At 59.5% G+C, this 17,700-nt stretch carries 15 protein-coding genes and 1 pseudogene; 8 read left to right on the top strand and 8 right to left on the bottom strand.

The genetic code is table 11. The features are described 5' to 3' along the window. Positions 1-31: 31 nt before the first annotated feature. A complete protein-coding gene (locus ATN84_RS19495; RefSeq protein ID WP_068883825.1) occupies positions 32-715 on the top strand; it encodes an IclR family transcriptional regulator in 684 nt (227 codons plus the stop codon). Positions 716-907: 192 nt separating this feature from the next. Here the strand turns inward: ATN84_RS19495 and ATN84_RS19490 are convergent, their stop codons facing one another. Genes ATN84_RS19490 through ATN84_RS19480 form a run of 3 tightly spaced genes read right to left on the bottom strand, consistent with a single transcriptional unit; the run spans position 908 to position 3,299 of the window. Further along, positions 908-2,257, bottom strand: coding sequence for a sensor histidine kinase (locus ATN84_RS19490; RefSeq protein ID WP_068883823.1), 1,350 nt, complete (start codon positions 2,255-2,257; stop codon positions 908-910). Continuing rightward, a complete protein-coding gene (locus ATN84_RS19485) occupies positions 2,254-2,925 on the bottom strand; it encodes a response regulator transcription factor (protein WP_068883821.1) in 672 nt (223 codons plus the stop codon). Before ATN84_RS19485 ends, ATN84_RS19490 begins: the two co-directional genes overlap by 4 nt. Next, positions 2,922-3,299: a PepSY domain-containing protein gene (locus ATN84_RS19480; RefSeq protein WP_161939599.1), complete on the bottom strand. Its 378-nt coding sequence runs from the start codon at positions 3,297-3,299 to the stop codon at positions 2,922-2,924. The genes ATN84_RS19485 and ATN84_RS19480 overlap by 4 nt, the downstream gene beginning before the upstream one ends. A 101-nt stretch (positions 3,300-3,400) precedes the next feature. Between ATN84_RS19480 and ATN84_RS19475 the strand changes: the two genes are divergently transcribed. Then, the gene (locus ATN84_RS19475) at positions 3,401-3,676 is read left to right on the top strand and encodes a PepSY domain-containing protein (protein ID WP_068883817.1); all 276 of its coding nucleotides are present in this window, start codon (positions 3,401-3,403) and stop codon (positions 3,674-3,676) included. Between the two features lie 2 nt (positions 3,677-3,678). Continuing rightward, on the top strand, positions 3,679-4,236 hold the full coding sequence (locus tag ATN84_RS19470; protein ID WP_153020311.1) for a cytochrome b/b6 domain-containing protein: 558 nt from the start codon (positions 3,679-3,681) through the stop codon (positions 4,234-4,236). A gap of 159 nt (positions 4,237-4,395) precedes the next feature. On the opposite strand, the gene ATN84_RS19465 is transcribed toward ATN84_RS19470, so the two are convergent. Both ATN84_RS19465 and ATN84_RS19460 read right to left on the bottom strand, forming a co-directional pair. Continuing rightward, positions 4,396-5,298: a proline iminopeptidase-family hydrolase gene (locus ATN84_RS19465; protein WP_068883813.1), complete on the bottom strand. Its 903-nt coding sequence runs from the start codon at positions 5,296-5,298 to the stop codon at positions 4,396-4,398. 72 nt (positions 5,299-5,370) lie between these two features. Beyond that, the gene (locus ATN84_RS19460; RefSeq protein ID WP_068883811.1) at positions 5,371-6,147 is read right to left on the bottom strand and encodes a LuxR family transcriptional regulator; all 777 of its coding nucleotides are present in this window, start codon (positions 6,145-6,147) and stop codon (positions 5,371-5,373) included. A gap of 128 nt (positions 6,148-6,275) precedes the next feature. On the opposite strand from ATN84_RS19460, the pseudogene ATN84_RS19455 reads away from it, so the two are divergent. From ATN84_RS19455 to ATN84_RS19435, 5 genes and pseudogenes are all read left to right on the top strand, one after another. Then, positions 6,276-7,160: pseudogene (locus ATN84_RS19455) on the top strand (proline iminopeptidase-family hydrolase); the annotation flags it as partial. Between the two features lie 58 nt (positions 7,161-7,218). Then, positions 7,219-8,157, top strand: coding sequence for an ABC transporter permease (locus ATN84_RS19450; RefSeq protein WP_068883809.1), 939 nt, complete (start codon positions 7,219-7,221; stop codon positions 8,155-8,157). After that, complete coding sequence (locus ATN84_RS19445; protein ID WP_068883807.1) at positions 8,154-9,008, top strand: ABC transporter permease; 855 nt, start codon at positions 8,154-8,156, stop codon at positions 9,006-9,008. Before ATN84_RS19450 ends, ATN84_RS19445 begins: the two co-directional genes overlap by 4 nt. Further along, positions 9,005-10,684 carry a dipeptide ABC transporter ATP-binding protein gene (locus tag ATN84_RS19440; protein ID WP_068883805.1) on the top strand — a complete coding sequence of 560 codons (1,680 nt, stop codon included), beginning with the start codon at positions 9,005-9,007 and terminating at the stop codon, positions 10,682-10,684. Before ATN84_RS19445 ends, ATN84_RS19440 begins: the two co-directional genes overlap by 4 nt. A gap of 49 nt (positions 10,685-10,733) precedes the next feature. Beyond that, positions 10,734-12,233: an ABC transporter substrate-binding protein gene (locus tag ATN84_RS19435; RefSeq protein ID WP_425287424.1), complete on the top strand. Its 1,500-nt coding sequence runs from the start codon at positions 10,734-10,736 to the stop codon at positions 12,231-12,233. Positions 12,234-12,321: 88 nt separating this feature from the next. Here the strand turns inward: ATN84_RS19435 and ATN84_RS19430 are convergent, their stop codons facing one another. The 3 genes from ATN84_RS19430 to ATN84_RS19420 all read right to left on the bottom strand — a co-directional run bounded on the left by ATN84_RS19430 (position 12,322) and on the right by ATN84_RS19420 (position 17,330). Beyond that, positions 12,322-15,492 (bottom strand): efflux RND transporter permease subunit, encoded by a 3,171-nt coding sequence (locus ATN84_RS19430; RefSeq protein ID WP_068883802.1) that lies wholly within the window; start codon positions 15,490-15,492, stop codon positions 12,322-12,324. A gap of 28 nt (positions 15,493-15,520) precedes the next feature. Beyond that, positions 15,521-16,654 carry an efflux RND transporter periplasmic adaptor subunit gene (locus ATN84_RS19425; RefSeq protein ID WP_244491139.1) on the bottom strand — a complete coding sequence of 378 codons (1,134 nt, stop codon included), beginning with the start codon at positions 16,652-16,654 and terminating at the stop codon, positions 15,521-15,523. A 70-nt stretch (positions 16,655-16,724) separates the two neighbouring features. Then, positions 16,725-17,330, bottom strand: coding sequence for a TetR/AcrR family transcriptional regulator (locus tag ATN84_RS19420; RefSeq protein ID WP_068884354.1), 606 nt, complete (start codon positions 17,328-17,330; stop codon positions 16,725-16,727). Positions 17,331-17,700 lie beyond the last annotated feature (370 nt).

The raw sequence follows: 17,700 nt of genomic DNA, 5'->3' as shown, positions 1-17,700 counted from the left end.
ATTGTCAATCTCAGCGGGAGGGAGGCGCGACATGGCCGAAGTTAAAGGCGTTGAGGCCGTCGAGCGTGCACTGCAGATTCTGGATTGTTTTGATCCGGGCTCGCCCGAGTTGAGCCTGGCCGGGATCGCGAAGAAGACAGGACAGTATAAGAGCACCATCCTTCGTCTCGCCGTCTCCCTGGAGAAATTCGGCTATCTCATAAGGGGTGAGAATGGGCGCTTCCGGCTGGGGCCGACCACATGGCGCCTCGGCTCTAACTACCGTCAGAGCTTCGATCTTGCAGGCATCGTTCGCCCAGAGTTGAAACTGCTCGCCGAGGCAACCAACGAGACCGCTTCTTTCTATGTTCGTGAGGGCATGAGCCGTATCTGCCTTTATCGGAGTGAGCCGACCCGGGCGATCCGTCACTCCATCACCGAAGGCGCTAGCATGCCGCTCGACCGCGGCGCCACCGGAAAGGTTCTACTAGCCTTTTCGGCAGATATGGAGGAGGGGGATCCGTCGATCCGGTCCTCGGGGTTCGCGATCTCGCGCGGTGAGCGTGATCCTGAAGTGGCGGCCGTATCGGTCCCGCTTCGCTCAGCCACGGGCAGACTTGTGGGTGCGATCGCGGTCTCGGGCCTGATCACACGGTTCAACGAAGATCGATGCGCTGATCTCGTTGCTGCTCTTGTCGAGAGCCAGAAACGGCTGACCGCTCAAATCAGCGCCTGAAAACAAAAAAATCGAACCGTTTTAACGTGTCCCGTTGTAGTAAATGAGCTGCGTTATCGGGATTTGAACATGGGAGCGGAACCGGAGACATGATGCCTGCGGAACTGCTCTATGCCTCGCGCGGAAATTTATGAGGACACGTCGTCTGGTGCTCCGACGCGATCGCAGCCTTTCTCGTATGGGATCCGGGGTTCAGCTTGTGAAGAGGATTTCGGCGCGAAAGCCACCCTCGACGCGGTTGCCAAGCGTAACCGACAGCCCATAAACCTCGGCTATCTCACTGACAATCGCCAGCCCCAGACCCGTTCCGGGCTTCAGGTGATCAAGCCGCATCCCCCTGCGTGTCAGTTCGGGGAGCCTATCCTCCGGTACACCCGGGCCGTCATCTTCAACGACAAGCCGCCAGTCGGCATCATCCTTCTCCATTCTCACCCAGATTGCCTTCCGGGCCCATTTGGTGGCGTTTTCGAGCAGGTTTCCTACCAGTTCGTGGAAATCGTGCGGATCGATGGGCAGCCGCAGCGTCTCGGGAATATCCGTATGCCAGGCAAGCTTTTCACCGGCTCCCGATCGTTTAAGCGCGCGGATGACGTCTGTGATAATTTTTGCTGCGTGCGCATCGTCACGGCGCTGTTCAGGTGTGGGAGTAATTCGAGCCCGGGCGAGTTCGTGATCGACATGTGCGAGCATGGCATTCGCCAGTTGGTCCAGTTCATCGGCCATGGCGGTTTGGCCCTTTTCACGCAAGGTGAATGCATTGTTGGAAAGAATAGTCAGGGGGGTTTTCAATCCGTGGGCGAGATCGCTCGCCCTTGCACGCGCCTTGTCGATGGCGGCTGATTGGATCTCCAGGAGGTGGTTGAGCTGGTCCGCCAGTCCGCGGAGTTCCTTCGGATAGGGACCGGGAAGACGGTCGGCGCGCCGGTCGCGGATGAGGTGGAGATCGGCGGACATTCTTCCTAGGGGTTTTAGACCGAAGGCGAGCTGGACGAGCGACATGACGACGAGAAACAATGCGAGTGCCATGATATAGGGGAGGATCGCCAATGCGAATGTCCAACGTGCCGCATCGATCTCGGTGGCATCGATCGCCACGGAGATTCTGATCGGGCGCGTGCCTTCAGGAGCTGCAACAACGACCACCCGCTCCTGCACCATCACGTCGCGATGCTCCGGACCTTCCAGCCGATAGGTGTGGATCGTTCCGGGCGAATGGGCGTCGTCGGGCAATGGCAATGCGTGGTCAAAGAGCGAGGGCGATCGCAATTCGCTTTTTCCCGTGGGATCGTCGATCTGCCAGTAGAGACCGCTGTAAGGGATAAGAAACCGGTTATCAGCGGGACTTGCGGGAACCAGGAGCCGACCGTCCGGACCAAACTGCAGCGCGGCCGCAAGCCTGCTGATATGACTGGTGAGTTCATTTTGAACGCGTCGGCTATAGCTGTCCGCGAAAATCTGGATTAGCACGGCCGAGGCCGCGGCAAGTGACAGCGTTACGGTCAGAAGCGAAATCAAGACGAAACGCCTGCGAATGGAGATCATGTCGCTTCGTCCTGGGCGATCTGATAGCCGAAACCCCGACGGGTGAGGATCGCGTCCTTGCCGAGCTTCTTGCGAAGACGGCCGATCAGCACTTCGACAGAATTGCTCTCGCGTTCGAAATCCTGCGCATAAAGCTGCTCGGTCAGTTCCATTTGCGAAACAGCCCGATCCCGATTTTGCATCAACACGGCGATGCAGCGGTATTCGAGAGGCGAGACTTCGACCGGCAGACCATCGACCGTCACGCTCTTCTGGCGTATGTCGATGGAGATCGGGCCGGAGGAGAGGACAGGGTTTGCCTGACCCGCATAGCGACGCAGCACGGCCCGCAGCCGTGCCAGAAGCTCCGGCATGCGGAATGGTTTGGCAAGATAATCGTCGGCCCCGGCGTCGATACCCTCGACACGCTCCTCCCAGTTGCCGCGCGCGGTGAGTATGATGACCGGCATGTTGTGTCCGTTGGATCGCCAGCGCTTGAGGATCGTCAGGCCGTCCAGCTTCGGCAAGCCGAGATCGAGGATCACGGCAGCAAAGTTTTCATGCTCCCCGGCGAACAAGGTAGCCTCGCCATCCTTCTCATGGGTGATGACATAGCCTGCCTTTGACAACTGGGCGATGATATCGCGGGCTATCAGCGGATCGTCTTCGGCGAGAAGCAGGTGCATCATTCATTCTCGATTTCGACAAGTTTGCCCGTCGCTGCATCCACCTCGACCTCGGTCATCTGACCTGTCGGACGCAGAATGCGGAATTCATAGACAATATTGCCATGTTCCTGGTCCACCGTGACACCGATCAATTCACCGGGCCATCTCTTGAGGATATCAGCCTTGAGGGTCGCGAGTGACAGCAACTTTCCCTGTTGCACGAGACTGCGGATCCGGTCGAGATCGGCGCCCTCCAACTTCTCCTTCGGCGGGCGAAGATCTTCATCGGCATGGGCCGTCATCCAGCCCACCAGAAGAACTGATGCGAGGAACAGGGCGATCAGGGGCAGACGCAGGACATACATGATCGAGCAATAATCTCTCGAAACTGACAAAAGACTTACAGCCGCTCTCAGCTAATTGTCAGCCGGAAATTTCTAACGTCCGCCGCAGCCGATGGGCAATGACGCCTCTCGGGCTTTGACGGAGACGGTTTATGAAAAAGCTCATTTTAGCAACCCTCGTTCTCACGGCGGCTGCGACCGGTCTGGCGCGCGCGGAAGAAGATCATAGCTGCGGCAACACGCCTAAAGACAAGTGGCTGAGTGAGGACGTCATCAAGGAAAAGGCGAAGGCAGCTGGTCTTGAAGTACGCCAGGTGAAGGTCGAGAAAGGCTGCTACGAAGTCTACGCGAAGGACTCCAAGGGAAAACGCGTCGAAGTTCTCTACAATCCCGCCAATGGCGAGATCGTCGGTAACGAAAGCGACTGACCATGGCGACGATCGAGAGAATGGCGGCGGACGATCGTCCGCCGCAGATAGTAAGAGTTTGGGACCCGTTCGTGCGGATATTCCACTGGTCGCTAGTCGGATTGTTTGCCTTCTCCTTCCTGACTGGCGATGAATGGAAGAGTGCCCATATCTACTCAGGCTATGCGATCATCTTATTGCTAGCGCTTCGGGTAATCTGGGGACTTGTCGGCTCCCGGCACGCTCGTTTCTCGGACTTTGTCTATCACCCGTTCATCGTACTTGGATACCTGCGGGATACGTTGAACCTGCGTGCCCGGCGTTATATCGGGCATAACCCGGCGGGAGGCGCAATGGTGATCGCGCTTCTCGTGATGATCTCGGGCATCGCCACCACTGGTTATATGATGACGACCGATGCCTATTGGGGCATCAAGTGGGTGGAAGAGACGCATGAAACCTTGGTCTATCTCACCGTCGGGATGATCGCCCTTCATGTAGCAGGTGTGGTGCTGGCAAGCCTCGAACATAAGGAAAATCTGGTCCGGGCAATGTTCACCGGCAGGAAAAGAGCAGATTGATCCGTTGATTTGCCTATCGCACGAAAAATGACGGTGGCTGCCTGCAACGCCCTGTCTCTGCAATGAATTCAGCGCCGGTTGCATCCTCCTGCCTCGCCCCCGCCTTTTCCACGAGCGGGGGCAAAGTGATCGCGATCGGCGAGGTTGCGGTTCAGGGACTTAATCGAATTCCCTGAGGAATTCGGAGACGGTCTTCAGGCACAATTCTCTCTCTTCGACATGCGGCATATGAGCCGATTCTTCGAAAATGACCCAGCGGCAGCCGGGCACGTTTTCGACATAGGGGCGCACGACCAGCGGTGTCGCTTCGTCATGGCGGCCTGAAATCAGAAGCGTCGGCGCGATGATCGCGTGCAGCCGATCCTCGATCGTCCAGTCCTTCATCGTACCGATGACATGGAATTCGGTAGGGCCGTTCATGTTGCGGTAGACGGTGTTGTCCTCATCCATGATCGCGAAGGTGCGCGCCACTTCCTCGGGCCACGGTACCATCCGGCAGACATGGCGATCATAGAAGACTCGTGACGCGGCGATATATTCGGGAGCGGTCAGCGTGCCTGCCTCCTCGTGGCTAAGCAGCGTGGCCTGAACCTCCGCTGGCAATTCCTCCCGGAGCCGGTTTGCTTCCGCCACCCAGGTTTTCATGTTGGCGGGAGAATTGGCGATCACCAAGGCCTTGAGGCCGCCAGGCTGGCGAACGGCGTGTTCCGAGCCTAGCATGCCACCCCAGGATTGGCCTAGAAGGGCATAGCGATCCTGGATGCCCAGATGAGCCAGCAGGCAGTCGAGTTCTTCGAGAAACAGCGAAACCGTCCAGAAATCCTGCCCCTTTTCCGGCAAGCGCGTGGAATTGCCGTTGCCGAGCTGATCGTAGTGAATGACGGTTCGACCATCCAGGGCCGCAATCTCCTTGAAGGAATCGACATAATCATGCGTGCAGCCCGGTCCGCCATGGGCGACGACGAGCGGCAGTCGCTTCTGGGAAAGCGGGCCGGTGATGCGGTACCATGTGCGATAGTCGCGAAACGGCAGATAGCCTTCGCGGGACGGAATGTCGGCCACGCCTGTTCTCCCTGTCTTGTTGCAAGGAGAAAATCATAACGGCGCTCAAGGGCGCGCGGCAGCTATCATAACTTATAGGGCAGGGGGCCTCTCCAACAGGCGGCATTGGGTGGCGCGGACGACGGCTTGCGTCCTGTTTTTTGCGCCCAGCTTGCGGGCCGCCGAATTGAGATGCATGACGACCGTCGGCACAGACCGGTCTATGATGCGGGAAATTTCCTTCGCCGAAAGTCCATAAGAGGAATAGGAGAGACATTCCCGTTCCCGCTCGGTCAGGCGCACACCCGATCCATTCAGCACCGTGTCGTCGAAGAGTTCATACGCTGCTTCGTGAAAGACCTGCGCAAGCAGGTTGAAATCGGCAAGCACCCGCATTGCATCGCGCATGAAGTCGCGCTGCGCACCGTATCGCACACCGGTCACGGTTGCATAATCCCCGCGTGGCATATGGACCGGCACGGTGACGCCAGCCAACATGCCATGCTGGCGCAGGAAATCGCTGACGGGTTTGGTTTCGTCGGTCAGAAAGCGGGTGATCCTGGTTTCCACGTCCGGATCATAATCCCAGAAGAAGGGAACCGAGGTCCGCATCGCGAGGCGCTGAACGGGATCGATGCGGAAATACTCCCTGTTGCACCAGTAATCGTACATGTCTCCGGGGACATTGCGCAATTTGAGCAGGGAAGGGATTTCGACCTGGCCGCCGATATCGCATGGCGTCGGCGTATAGTCATAGATCAGCGCCTCGAAACCCATCATACGCATTGCATCGAAGGCTTCATCGATCCTGTCGTCCAGCGTCTCCCGCACCGACAGGCGATTTGTGATGGCACTGATTTCGTCAAGCATCCCACCCTCCGGCAAGGCGGCCCCACAGGTACCCTATCACTTCTTATAGCTGGTACACATGGTGCGATGCGATAAAATCAGTCATGCTCAAAAATTGGTCAAGGTAATTCGAAAGGGTGTGACTGATTATGTGGCGTGAAATCGCTCCCGACGAATGCATCGAGGTCGAGATCGACGGCTTCAGGGTCGTCACCTACAGTTTCGGCAGCGGAGACGAGACGGTTTTCTGCCTGAACGGCGGCCCCGGCCTTCCCTGCGATTATCTGCGGGAAGCGCATTCTTGCCTGATCGACAAAGGTTATCGCGTCGTCGCCTTCGATCAGCTCGGCACCGGAGCATCCGACCGGCCGATGGACGCATCGCTCTGGAGGATCGAAAGATATGTCGAGGAAACGGAGACGGTGCGCCGTAAGCTCGATCTCGGCAAGGTTCATCTGCTCGGCCATTCCTGGGGCGGCTGGCTCGCCATCGACTATGCACTGAAATACCGCGAGAACCTCAAGACGCTGATCCTCGAGGATACGGTGGCAGATATGCCGCATCTGATATGCGAATTGGAGCGGCTTCGGGCAGCGCTTGGCTCCGAGACCGTTGCCATGATGCAGAAGCACGAGGCTCAGGGGACGATCGACCACCCGGAATATCTGGCTGCGATCACGGTGTTGAACTATCGCCATGTCTGCCGTTTGCCGGAGTGGCCGGCACCGGTGCGTCGTTCGCTCGACGATTGGAACATGAGCCCCTACATGACCATGCAGGGCCCGAACGAGTTTCTCTATACCGGCAATCTGAAAGACTGGAACCGTATTCCGGATCTGCCCGGCCTGGACCTTCCGGTGCTGATTACCGTGGGCGAGCATGACGAGCTGACGCCGGCCTGCGCCATGCGCATGAAAAATGCGCTGCCGAATGCCGAACTCCACGTGTTCCGCAATTCGAGCCACATGCCCTTCTACGAGAACCCGGAGGCGTACTATACCGCACTGACGGCTTTCCTCTCCCGGCACAGGTCAAGCCTCGTGACGGGCGACCTGCATCATAAGCCCCAAGACAGAGGCGAATGTCGAACCGATGCATCGATATAAGTTCGTTCTCTACCGGCCGCTGCAATTTCTGCCCGTTCTTTTCGGTATCAGTATCATCACATTCGTGCTCGTGCGCCTTATCCCCGGAGATCCGGCGCGTGTTCTTCTCGGAACCAGGGCGACGCCAACGGCGATTGCGCGCATTCGCGAGCAATACGGCCTCGATGAGCCGCTTTGGCTGCAATATTTTTATTTCATCCAGAACCTAGGGCGCGGGGAGATGGGCAAGTCGATCCTTTACAAGATCGATGTGCTACGGCTGATCGCCACGCGCATCGAGCCGACACTCATGCTCGTCATCACCAGCGTCGTTCTCTCCATCCTGATCGCGCTTCCGATGTCGGCGATCGCGGCCCGTCGCCAGGGTCGGCTGCCCGATCAGGCGGTGCGGGTCGTCTCGACCATGGGGATCGGATTCCCACCGTTCTGGCTTGCGCTCATGCTGATTATCTTCTTCAGCGTGAAACTCGACCTGTTTCCCGTTTCGGGCTATGGCAACACGCTTCCCGAAAAGCTCTGGCACCTGGCATTGCCGAGCCTGACGGTTGCCCTTTCGCTGTCAGCCGTCGTTACCCGCAGCCTTCGGGCAGCGATGATCCATTCGCTGCGGTCGGATGTGGCGACGGCTGCCCGGGCGCGCGGCATGCCGGAAAGCATCGTCTTCTGGCGTCATGTGCTTCCGAACTCGCTCGTGCCGACGATCAACCTTCTCGCCGTCAATATCGGCTGGCTGATCGGCGGGACCGTAATTGTCGAAAGCGTGTTCGCCCTGCCGGGCATGGGGCAATTACTGGTCAGGGCGATCTTCTCGCGCGACTATATGGTCGTCCAGGGTGTCGCCATGGTGTTTGCCTGCGCGACCGTCCTCATCAATTTTCTCGCGGATATCATCACCGTGACGGTCGATCCGAGGGTGAAGCTATGAGCGTGTCGGCTACCCGCTTTTCCGTGTCGACGAGTCTCAACCGCTGGTTTGGACAGCATCTTTCGCTGGCGATCGGGGCAGGGATGCTGGCGTTCTTCATCATCATGGCAATCGCCGCCCCCCTGATCGCACCCTATGATCCTGTGGTGCAGATGGCGGATGCGCGCCTTCAGCCTCCGTCGCTCAGCCACCCCTTCGGAACCGACAATTTCGGGCGTGACATCCTCTCGCGCGTCATTTGGGGCACAAGGATCGACCTTCAGATCGCGTTCATCGGAGTTGTCTTCCCGTTCATCATCGGAACCATGCTCGGCACCATTGCCGGCTTTTTCGGCGGGTTGGTCGACACCGTCTTCATGCGCATTGTCGATATCATCCTCGCCTTTCCCTTTCTGGTGCTGATGCTCTCCATCATCGCCATATTGGGGCCGGGTCTCACCAGCTTCTATATCGCCATGGCGCTGGTGGGCTGGGTTTCCTATGCACGCCTCGTGCGGGCGCAGATCCTGGTGCTGAAAAACAGCGACTATGCCGTCGCCGCCGTCAGCCTCGGCTTCAGCCGTATGCGCATCATGTTCCGCCATCTGCTGCCGAATGCGATCGCCGGATCGCTGGTCTTCGTGATGTCGGATGCCGTGCTCGTGCTCCTGAACGGCGCCGCCATCAGCTATCTCGGCCTCGGCGTTCAACCACCGGCCGCCGAATGGGGGATCATGGTGGCGGAAGGCCAGCCTTTCGTCACAACAGCGTGGTGGATCACCTTCTTTCCCGGGCTTTCGATCGTTTTTCTCGCCTTCGCCTTCAGCCTGCTCGGTGATGCTCTCGGCGATCTGCTAGGAGTTCACGAATGACGGCGCCGCTTCTTTCAATCCGCGATCTCGTCGTGAATTTCCACGGTCAGGGAGCTCCAAGGACGCTGATCGATCATGTCTCGGTCGATCTGGCGGAAGGAGAGATCCTCGGTCTCGTCGGCGAAAGCGGTTCGGGCAAGAGCCTGCTCTGCCGTGCGGTCATGGGCCTGTTGCCCTCGCGTAGGCTGATGATCGATGGTGGCCTTGTCGCGCTTTGGGGACGCGATCTCGTCAAGGCGAGCCCGGCCGACATGCTGGCCGTTCGCGGGCGGGAGATCGGAATGATCTTCCAGAACCCGACGAGCCATCTCGATCCGGTGATGAAGATTGGGGACCAGATCGCCGAAGGCATCCGTTTCCATCAGGGGGCAAGCGCCAGAGAGGCGCGTGAGGCTGCGGTCGAGATATTGCGGCAGGTCGGCTTTCCCGATCCTGCCCGGCAGTATGACAACTATCCGCATGAGTTCTCAGGCGGGATGCGGCAGCGTGCGATGATCGCCGCGGCCCTTTCCTGCCGCCCGAAAATCCTGATCGCCGACGAGCCGACGACCGCGCTCGACGTGACCATCCAGGCGCAGATTCTCGAACTTCTGCTTGATCTCCGCGAACGCCTGGGGCTTTCGGTCATCCTGATTACCCATGATCTCGGAATCGTCGCCCAGACCTGCGACAGGATCGCCGTGATGCGCGACGGCAAGCTGGTGGAACAGGGGCCGAAGCGACAGGTTCTGCGCGCGCCGAAGCACGATTACACGCGGATGCTGATCGGCAGCCATCCGTCGCTGCCAGCCGGCAACATAGCGAAACCGTGCAACGTCGGCCCAGCTGTTCGTCAAAAGGAACGCCCCCTCCTGGAGATCGATGATTTGCACGTGCGCTTCGACACGGGCGGCTCACTGTTTCGTCCGGGCCGGAAGACCGTCAGTGCCGTCAAGGGGGTGAGCCTTCAGGTCATGCCGGGCGACGCCATCGGCATTGTTGGGGAATCCGGTAGCGGCAAGAGCACGCTCGCCCGCGCCATTCTCGGCTTGGTGCCGCTTTCCTCCGGCCATATCGCCTTCGATGGGGTTGATATTGCCCAACAGCCACGCAAGGCGCTTGCAAAGCTCAGGCGTGAGACGGCCATGGTGTTCCAGGACCCGCTCAATGCGCTGAACCCGCGTCTGACGGTCGGCGAAACTCTGGGCGAAGTCCTGAAAATCCACGGCACACCGGTTGCGGAAATTCCCGGTCGCATCAATGAGCTGCTGGATCTCGTGCATCTCGGACGGGAATTCGCTGGGCGCAAACCGCGCAGCATGAGCGGTGGCCAATGCCAGCGCGTCGGGATCGCACGCGCGCTTGCAGTCAATCCGCGTCTCATCATCGCCGATGAATGCGTGGCAGCGCTCGATGTGACGATCCAGAAGCAGATCGTCGATCTCTTTGCCGAATTGAAGGCGCGCATGAATCTCACGCTGCTCTTCATCGCGCATGACCTCGCGATCGTCCGCAATCTCTGCGAGCGCGTGCTGGTAATGTACCACGGCGAAATCGTGGAGGAGGGGCTATCCGCGGATATCTTCGCGCGGCCCCAAAGGCCCTACACCGCTGCGCTGATCGATGCGGTTCCCGATATCGATCCGGACAAGAAGCTTCTGGCGCCCAAGACCGATGTGGAGCCTGCTGCCGCCTGAACCACCACCAATCAACAAAAAAGGGGAATATCAGATGTTGAAGAAATGGATGAAAATCGGACTGGTCTCCGTCATGACCTCGCTTTCGGCCGGGATCGGAATTGCCGAAGCCGCCGGCGTGCTCACCATCGGCCGCCGTGAGGATTCCTCGACATTCGATCCGATCAAGACCGCGCAGAATATCGATTTCTGGGTCTTCTCGAATGTCTATGACGTTCTGGTCCGCGTCGACAAGACCGGTACCAGGCTGGAGCCCGGTCTCGCCGAGAGCTGGGCGGTATCGGATGACGGGCTGACCTACACTTTCAAGATGCGTGACGCGAAATTCTCCGACGGCAGCCCGATCACGGCCGAGGACGCGGCTTTCAGCCTCATCCGCATCCGCGACAATGAAGGCTCGCTCTGGAGCGATTCCTATAAGGTCATCGACACGGCGGAAGCGGCCGATCCGAAGACGCTCGTCATCAGGCTCGCCAGCCCTTCGGCGCCGTTCCTGTCGACGCTTGCCATGCCCGGCGCCTCGATCATTTCTAAGGCCGGCATTGAATCGCTGGGCGAGGAGACCTATGCCGAAAGCCCCATCGCCTCGGGCGCGTTCGTCGTGAAGGAGTGGCGGCGCGGCGATCGGGTCATCCTCGAGAAGAATCCGAATTTCTGGGAGGCCGATCGCGTCTCGCTCGACGGTGTTGAATGGATCTCCGTTCCCGACGACAACACGCGCATGCTCAACGTTCAGGCCGGCCAGCTCGATGCGGCGATTTTCGTGCCGTTCTCACGCGTCGAAGAATTGAAGAAGGACCCGAACCTGACGGTCCATCTCGATACGTCCACCCGCGAGGATCACCTGCTGATCAACCATTCGCACGGTGACCTGGGCAAGAAGGAAGCCCGCGAAGCGCTGGATTATGCGATCGACAAGAAGGCGGTCGTCGATACCGTGACGTTCGGCCTTGGAGACGTTGCGAATTCCTTCGTCCCCAAAGGCGCGCTCTATTATTATGCGGACAATCTGCAGCGCCCCTATGACCCGGAGAAGGCCAAGGAGCTGTTGACCGTTGCCGGTGTCAGCAATCTGACCCTCGACTATCTGGTCAACGCAGGCAACGAGGTCGATGAGCAGATTGCCGTTCTGCTGCAGCAGCAATTGCGGAAGGTCGGTATCACGGTGAACTTGCAGAAGATGGACCCGAGCCAGACCTGGGACATGCTCGTCGCGGGTGATTATGATCTCTCGGTCATGTACTGGACCAACGACATCCTCGATCCCGACCAGAAGACGACATTCGTCGTTGGCCACGATGCCAATATGAACTACATGACCCGCTACGAGAACGACAGGGTCAAGGATCTCGTGGCCGCCGCTCGTCTGGAGATGGATCCCGCCAAGCGCGAGCAGATGTATATCGATATCCAGAAGATGGCGAAGGATGACGTCCACTGGATCGATCTCTATTACAGCCCCTACATCAACGTGTCGCGGAAGAATATCGAGAATTTCTATCAAAACCCGCTCGGTCGTTTCTTCCTTGAAGATACCGTCAAGAATTGATGGTGTCAGCAGCCGGTTGCGCTTTCTGACAGCCGGCTACGGGATGGACATGCCCGCCTGAAAACCTCAGGCGGGCATTTTCGTTGGATCACTCTGCGGCCAGGGCTTGCTGATAATTCTCTTTCTCCGATTGCTCCTGCAATGGAGGTTCGTTGGCCGCGCGGGATTTCGGCTCGCGGCCAAAGAACAAGGCATAGGCCGCTGGCAGCACGAGGATGGTCAGCACCGTCGCGACCAGAATGCCGCCCATCATCGCATAGGCGAGGGGGCCCCAGAATACGCCGCGCGAGATCGGGATCAGCGCCAGTACGGCCGTCAGCGCGGTCAGCACGATCGGGCGGAAGCGGCGCACGGCCGCGCCGACGATTGCCTCCTGCCTGGGCAGGCCGGCCGCGATATCCTGATCAATCTGGTCGATAAGGATGATCGAGTTGCGGATGATGATGCCGAGCAGTGCAATGACGCCGAGGATGGCGACGAAGCCGAACGGCGCACCGCTGATCAGCAGCGCGGCCGCCGCGCCGATGATACCGAGCGGGCCCGTTGCCAGCACCAGCATCGCCTTGCCGAAATGCTGTAGCTGCGCCATCAGGAGGACGACGATGACCAGTAGCATGATCGGCGCCTTGGCGGCGATCGATGCCTGGCTTTCGGCGCTATCTTCCGCGCCGCCCTGGATTTCGACCTTATAGCCCGGAGCGAGCCCGTCACGCAGGCCCTGCAGCTCGCTATAGAGTTTTAGCGCCATGTCATTCGACTGCATGTCGTCCGGCAGCGTGGCGCGAACGGTGATGGTCGGCAGACGGTCGCGCCGCCACTCGACGCCCTGCTCCATGACGGGAACGACCCTGGCGATCTGCGACAGCGGGATGAAGCCGCCGAAATCGGTGGGGATATAGACCGAATTGACAGCTGACAGCAGCTTGCGGTTCGCCTCCGGCTCGCGGGCGACGATGGAGACGGTTTCCTCGCCGTTGCGGAAATCGCCGAGCGGAGCGCCGTCGGTGGTCGCCTGCAGCATCTGGCGGATGCGCTGCGAGGTCACGCCGAGCGCGCGGGCCCGATCCTGGTCGACCACCAGCTTCATCGCCGGTACCGGTTCCAGCCAATCGTCATGGACCGCGCCGAGCATCGGGGTTTCGGAGAATTTCTGTTTCACCTGATCGGCGATGCGGCGGACCTCGGCCCGGTCGGGTCCGGTGATGCGCATCTGCACCGGCCAGCCGGTCGGGGGACCGAGGAACAGCCGGTCAACCTTTGAGCGGATCGACGGGAATTCCTCGGCAAGCAGGGTACGCAGCTTGACGATCAGCCGCTCACGGGCCGGCTCGTCCTTGGCCATTATCAGGAGCTGGGCAAAATTCGGATTACGCAACTGCTGATCGAGCGGCAGGAAGAAACGTGGCGCGCCCTCGCCGATATAGGTTGCGATGAAGCGCTTGTCACCATCGTCCATCATGCGGGCTTCCAGCGCCTTGGCCTGGGTCTCGACCTCCTTGATGCTGGTGCCTTCCGGCAGCCAGAGGTCCACGAGAATTTCCGGACGCGACGATTGCGGGAAAAAGTTCTTCGGGATGAACTGGAAGGCCAGGAGGCTGCCGGCGAAAGTGGCGAGCGTCAGCGCGATCACGATGATACGATGGCGTACCGCCCAACCGACCGTGGAGCGCAGGCGGCGATAGAAGCTGGTATCGAAGACATCGTGATGATTGCCGGCGTGATGACGCTGCTTCAGGATCATATAGCCGAGCCAGGGCGTGAAATAGACGGCCACGAACCAGGAGATGACGAGCGCGATGGTAACCACGTAGAACAGGGAGCGGACATATTCACCGGCGGTCGATGCGGCAAAGCCGACCGGAATGAAGCCGGCGGCGGTGATAAGCGTGCCGGTCAGCATGGGAAAGGCGGTGGAGGAATAGGCAAAGCTGGCCGCGTCGATCTTGACCAGTCCTTCTTCCAGCTTTCGCTCCATCAACTCGACAACGATCATCGCGTCGTCTACGAGAAGCCCCAGCGCGATGATCAGCGCCCCCAGGGAAATACGCTGCAGATCGATGCCAAACTCATACATCACGGCGAAAGTCGCGGCGAGAACGAGCGGAATGGCAATGGCGATGACAAGGCCGGAGCGCCAGCCGATCGACAGGAACGACACGACAAGCACGATGATGAGCGCTTCGCCGAGCGCCTTCATGAACTCGCCAACAGCGTCGGTCACGACCTCCGGCTGATTGGCGATCTGGTTGATCTCCACGCCATGGGGCAGGGACGTCTCGAACTGCTTATAGGTCGCCTCGACCGCCTCGCCGACGTCGATGACGTTGAAACCGTTGGCCATGACCACGCCGATCTGGACGCTATCCTCGCCATTGAAGCGAAACTTGCGGGCAGCGGGGTCCTCGAGCCCGGCGGTCACGGTCGCGATATTGCCAAGACGGGTGACCTGATCGCCCGATCGCAAGCGCAGTTCGCGGATATCCTCGACCTTGTCGACATCGCCTTCCACCGAAATGCGCACGGATCGCTCGCCGGTATCGACATTGCCGGCGGGGTCGATGTCGTTCTGGCCGGCCAGGGTGTCGCGCAGATCGTTGAGCGTCAATCCGCGCTCGGCCAGGGCTTTGGACGAGACGTCGATGAATATCTTCTCCGGCTGATCGCCGATAATGACGGCCTTTTCCACACCGGGCGTGGCCAGCAGCATGTCGCGGGCCTGAATGGCATATGTCTTCAGCTCGGGATAGCTGTAACCTCGCCCGGTCAGCGAGTGCAGCGTGATGAACGTATCGCCGAACTCGTCATTGAAATAAGGGCCATAAAGCCCGGCCGGCAATTCGGCGCGGATGTCGCCGACCTTCTTGCGAACCTGGTAGAAGGCGTCGGCCACGTCGTTCCCATCGGTATCTCCCTTGATCTGGAGCGTGATCACGGCACTGCCGGCGCGGGTATAGGAACGTACGAAATCGAGATGCGGCGTTTCCTGCAGCTTGCGCTCGATCTTGTTGACGACCTGGTCCTGCATTTCCTCGATCGACGCGCCCGGCCAGGCCGCCTGGATCACCATGATACGGAAGGTGAAATCCGGATCCTCCTTCTGACCCATGTTCATCAGGCCGAAGGCGCCTGCCAGAATGATCAGGCCGAACAGGAAGCGCGCAATGCTCGGATGGCCGATTGCCCAGCGCGAGAGATTGAAGGAGCGCTTTTCCGCTTGGGACGTATTCGTCGTGGGTGTATCTGTGGAAGACGTGGTCATGGCGTCAATTCGCTTTCGAGAGCGGGGATCAGCGCGTCAGGCTGGCGGTGGCGTCGCTTTCGACGGTACCGGCCTGCTGGCTCAGGGCATCCTGCGGCAGCTTGACCTTCAGGTTCTCACGCATGAACTGCGTGCCCGCCGTCACGACAAGATCACCGGGCTTCAGGCCTTCGGCAATACGGGCGTCCGTACCGTTGAAATCCGCGACTTTCACCGGGCGGGCGTGCACCGTCGCGGTTGTAGGCTCGACGGTCCAGACCAGAACCTGCTCACCTTCCTTGGCAAGGGCGCTGAGCGGAACAGAGACCATCGAAGGGCCGTCGTCTGCAGAGGCGGACACCGATGCCGTCATGCCGAGCAGTACACGAGGATCATCGGGCAGGCTGACGCGTACGGCAAAGGTGCGCGAGCGCGGATCGGCGCTGCCGGCGATTTCCCGCACGGCACCGGAAAGAGCAAGGCCTTCATTCGACCAGACGGTCACCTGAACCGTCTTGCCAGGCTTGAAGGCGAAAATATCGTTTTCAGGCACCGCGACCTGCACTTCCTTTTCCCCGTCGGCGGCGATGGTGATTACCGGATTGCCGGCGCTCACGACCTGGCCGACTTCGGCGTTGACCGCCGTGACGATGCCGGTCCGGTCCGTGCGAAGCGTGCCATAGGCCACCTGGTTGCGGGCCTGGTCGAGCGCCGACTGAGCCGCGTCCCTGGCTGAAACCGCCTGGCTGTAGCTGAGCTCAGCCTGTTCGAGCTGTGATTTGGGAGAAAATTTTCTGGCGAAAAGATCTTCGGCGCGCTTGCGCGCGAGCGCCGTTGTTTCCACCTGCCGCTCGGCGGCCGCAAGGTTCGCCTCGGCGGAGCGGACCGAAAGTACGTAGTCGGTCGTATCGACCCGCGCCACCGGCTCGCCCGCCGTTACACGGTCCCCGATATTGACGAGCCTTTCGGTGATCTTGCCGTTTACGCGGAAACCGAGCGCCATTTCGCGACGGGCGTGCACGGAGCCGGAATAATCCAGAGCCCGGTTCGTCCGGGTCGCGGCAACCTCGATCACCTTTACGGGCCGGATCGTCTCCGCGACAACCTCGGCCTTCTCTTCCGAGCAGCCGGCAAGGGAAAGAGCCGCGGAAACGAGTATCGATGCTACAATCGCGTGCTTCACGACATTTTCTCCCACTTGGTGCGAGCGCTGGTGAATTTCAAATGATCGATGCGGGGAAAGCCGCAGGCGATCACGCTTTCAGCGCTTTGATAGCAAAATCGACGAGTTCTTCGGGACGAGCTCGGTTTTCCTTGGAAAGACACTGGACAACCAACTGCGGGTGGCACAGCGTCACTATGCTGGCGCCGAAGCATTTCGAGGCAACGCCGGCATCCTGCTCAGTGAATTCGCCGGCTTTAATTCCATCCGCGATGACGCGGGCGAGAACCTCGTTCAACCGATCGATGTGCTTGTCGATGACGTGCCAATCGCGCTCGATGGCGACGATGACCATTTCATGGACCTTTTCCTCATCCATCATCGTCTCGACGGTGAGACGGTGCTGATCAAGCGCATAGCGGCGCAGCCGCTCGCTCGCACTCAACGGCAACTCGGCTGTCTGGAGCGCGAGTTGATAACTCCCGTCCAGAATCCGTGTGCAGATCGCCTGATGGATCTCAACCTTCGAAGCGAAGAACCGGTAGATATTCGCAGTCGACATGCCCAGCTCCTTGGCAATGTCGGCCACCGTAGTCTTGCTGTAACCGAAGTGCCGGAACAGCCGTTCCGCAGCGTCCAGAATCCGGGTGACGTTTTCCTGCCGGCCAACAATTTCCGACGTTGAAGAATCTGTCATCGATACCTCTGATGAATGACGAAATTCGAATTTCGTCATTCGTAAAAAATAATTACCCTGCTGTCAAGCGACGGATTCTCGCGCATCGCTTAAATGATGCCTGGACGATCTCCTCGAATGGAAATCGAGAATACGGATCACCCGGATTCGTCGTTGGGCGGACGAAACGCCGTACGGTCGGTCATTGCAGGAATATGTGAAGGGATAAAACGAACAGTACGATCGGTGCAAAGCCGATCTCTGCGGCGGTGCGCTATCGTCCAAGCGCCATACCGTCCCGCAAGTCGCCCACCAACCGTTCGCAAATAAATCTCTTGCCTCCTGCCGGAGCACCGCCAGACGGGAGGAATTGGGCAACGCCTACTTTCCC

It is taken from the genome of Paramesorhizobium deserti, from assembly GCF_001558695.1.
Taxonomy (GTDB): domain Bacteria; phylum Pseudomonadota; class Alphaproteobacteria; order Rhizobiales; family Rhizobiaceae; genus Paramesorhizobium; species Paramesorhizobium deserti.
This window is presented reverse-complemented; position numbering and strand designations above follow the sequence as displayed.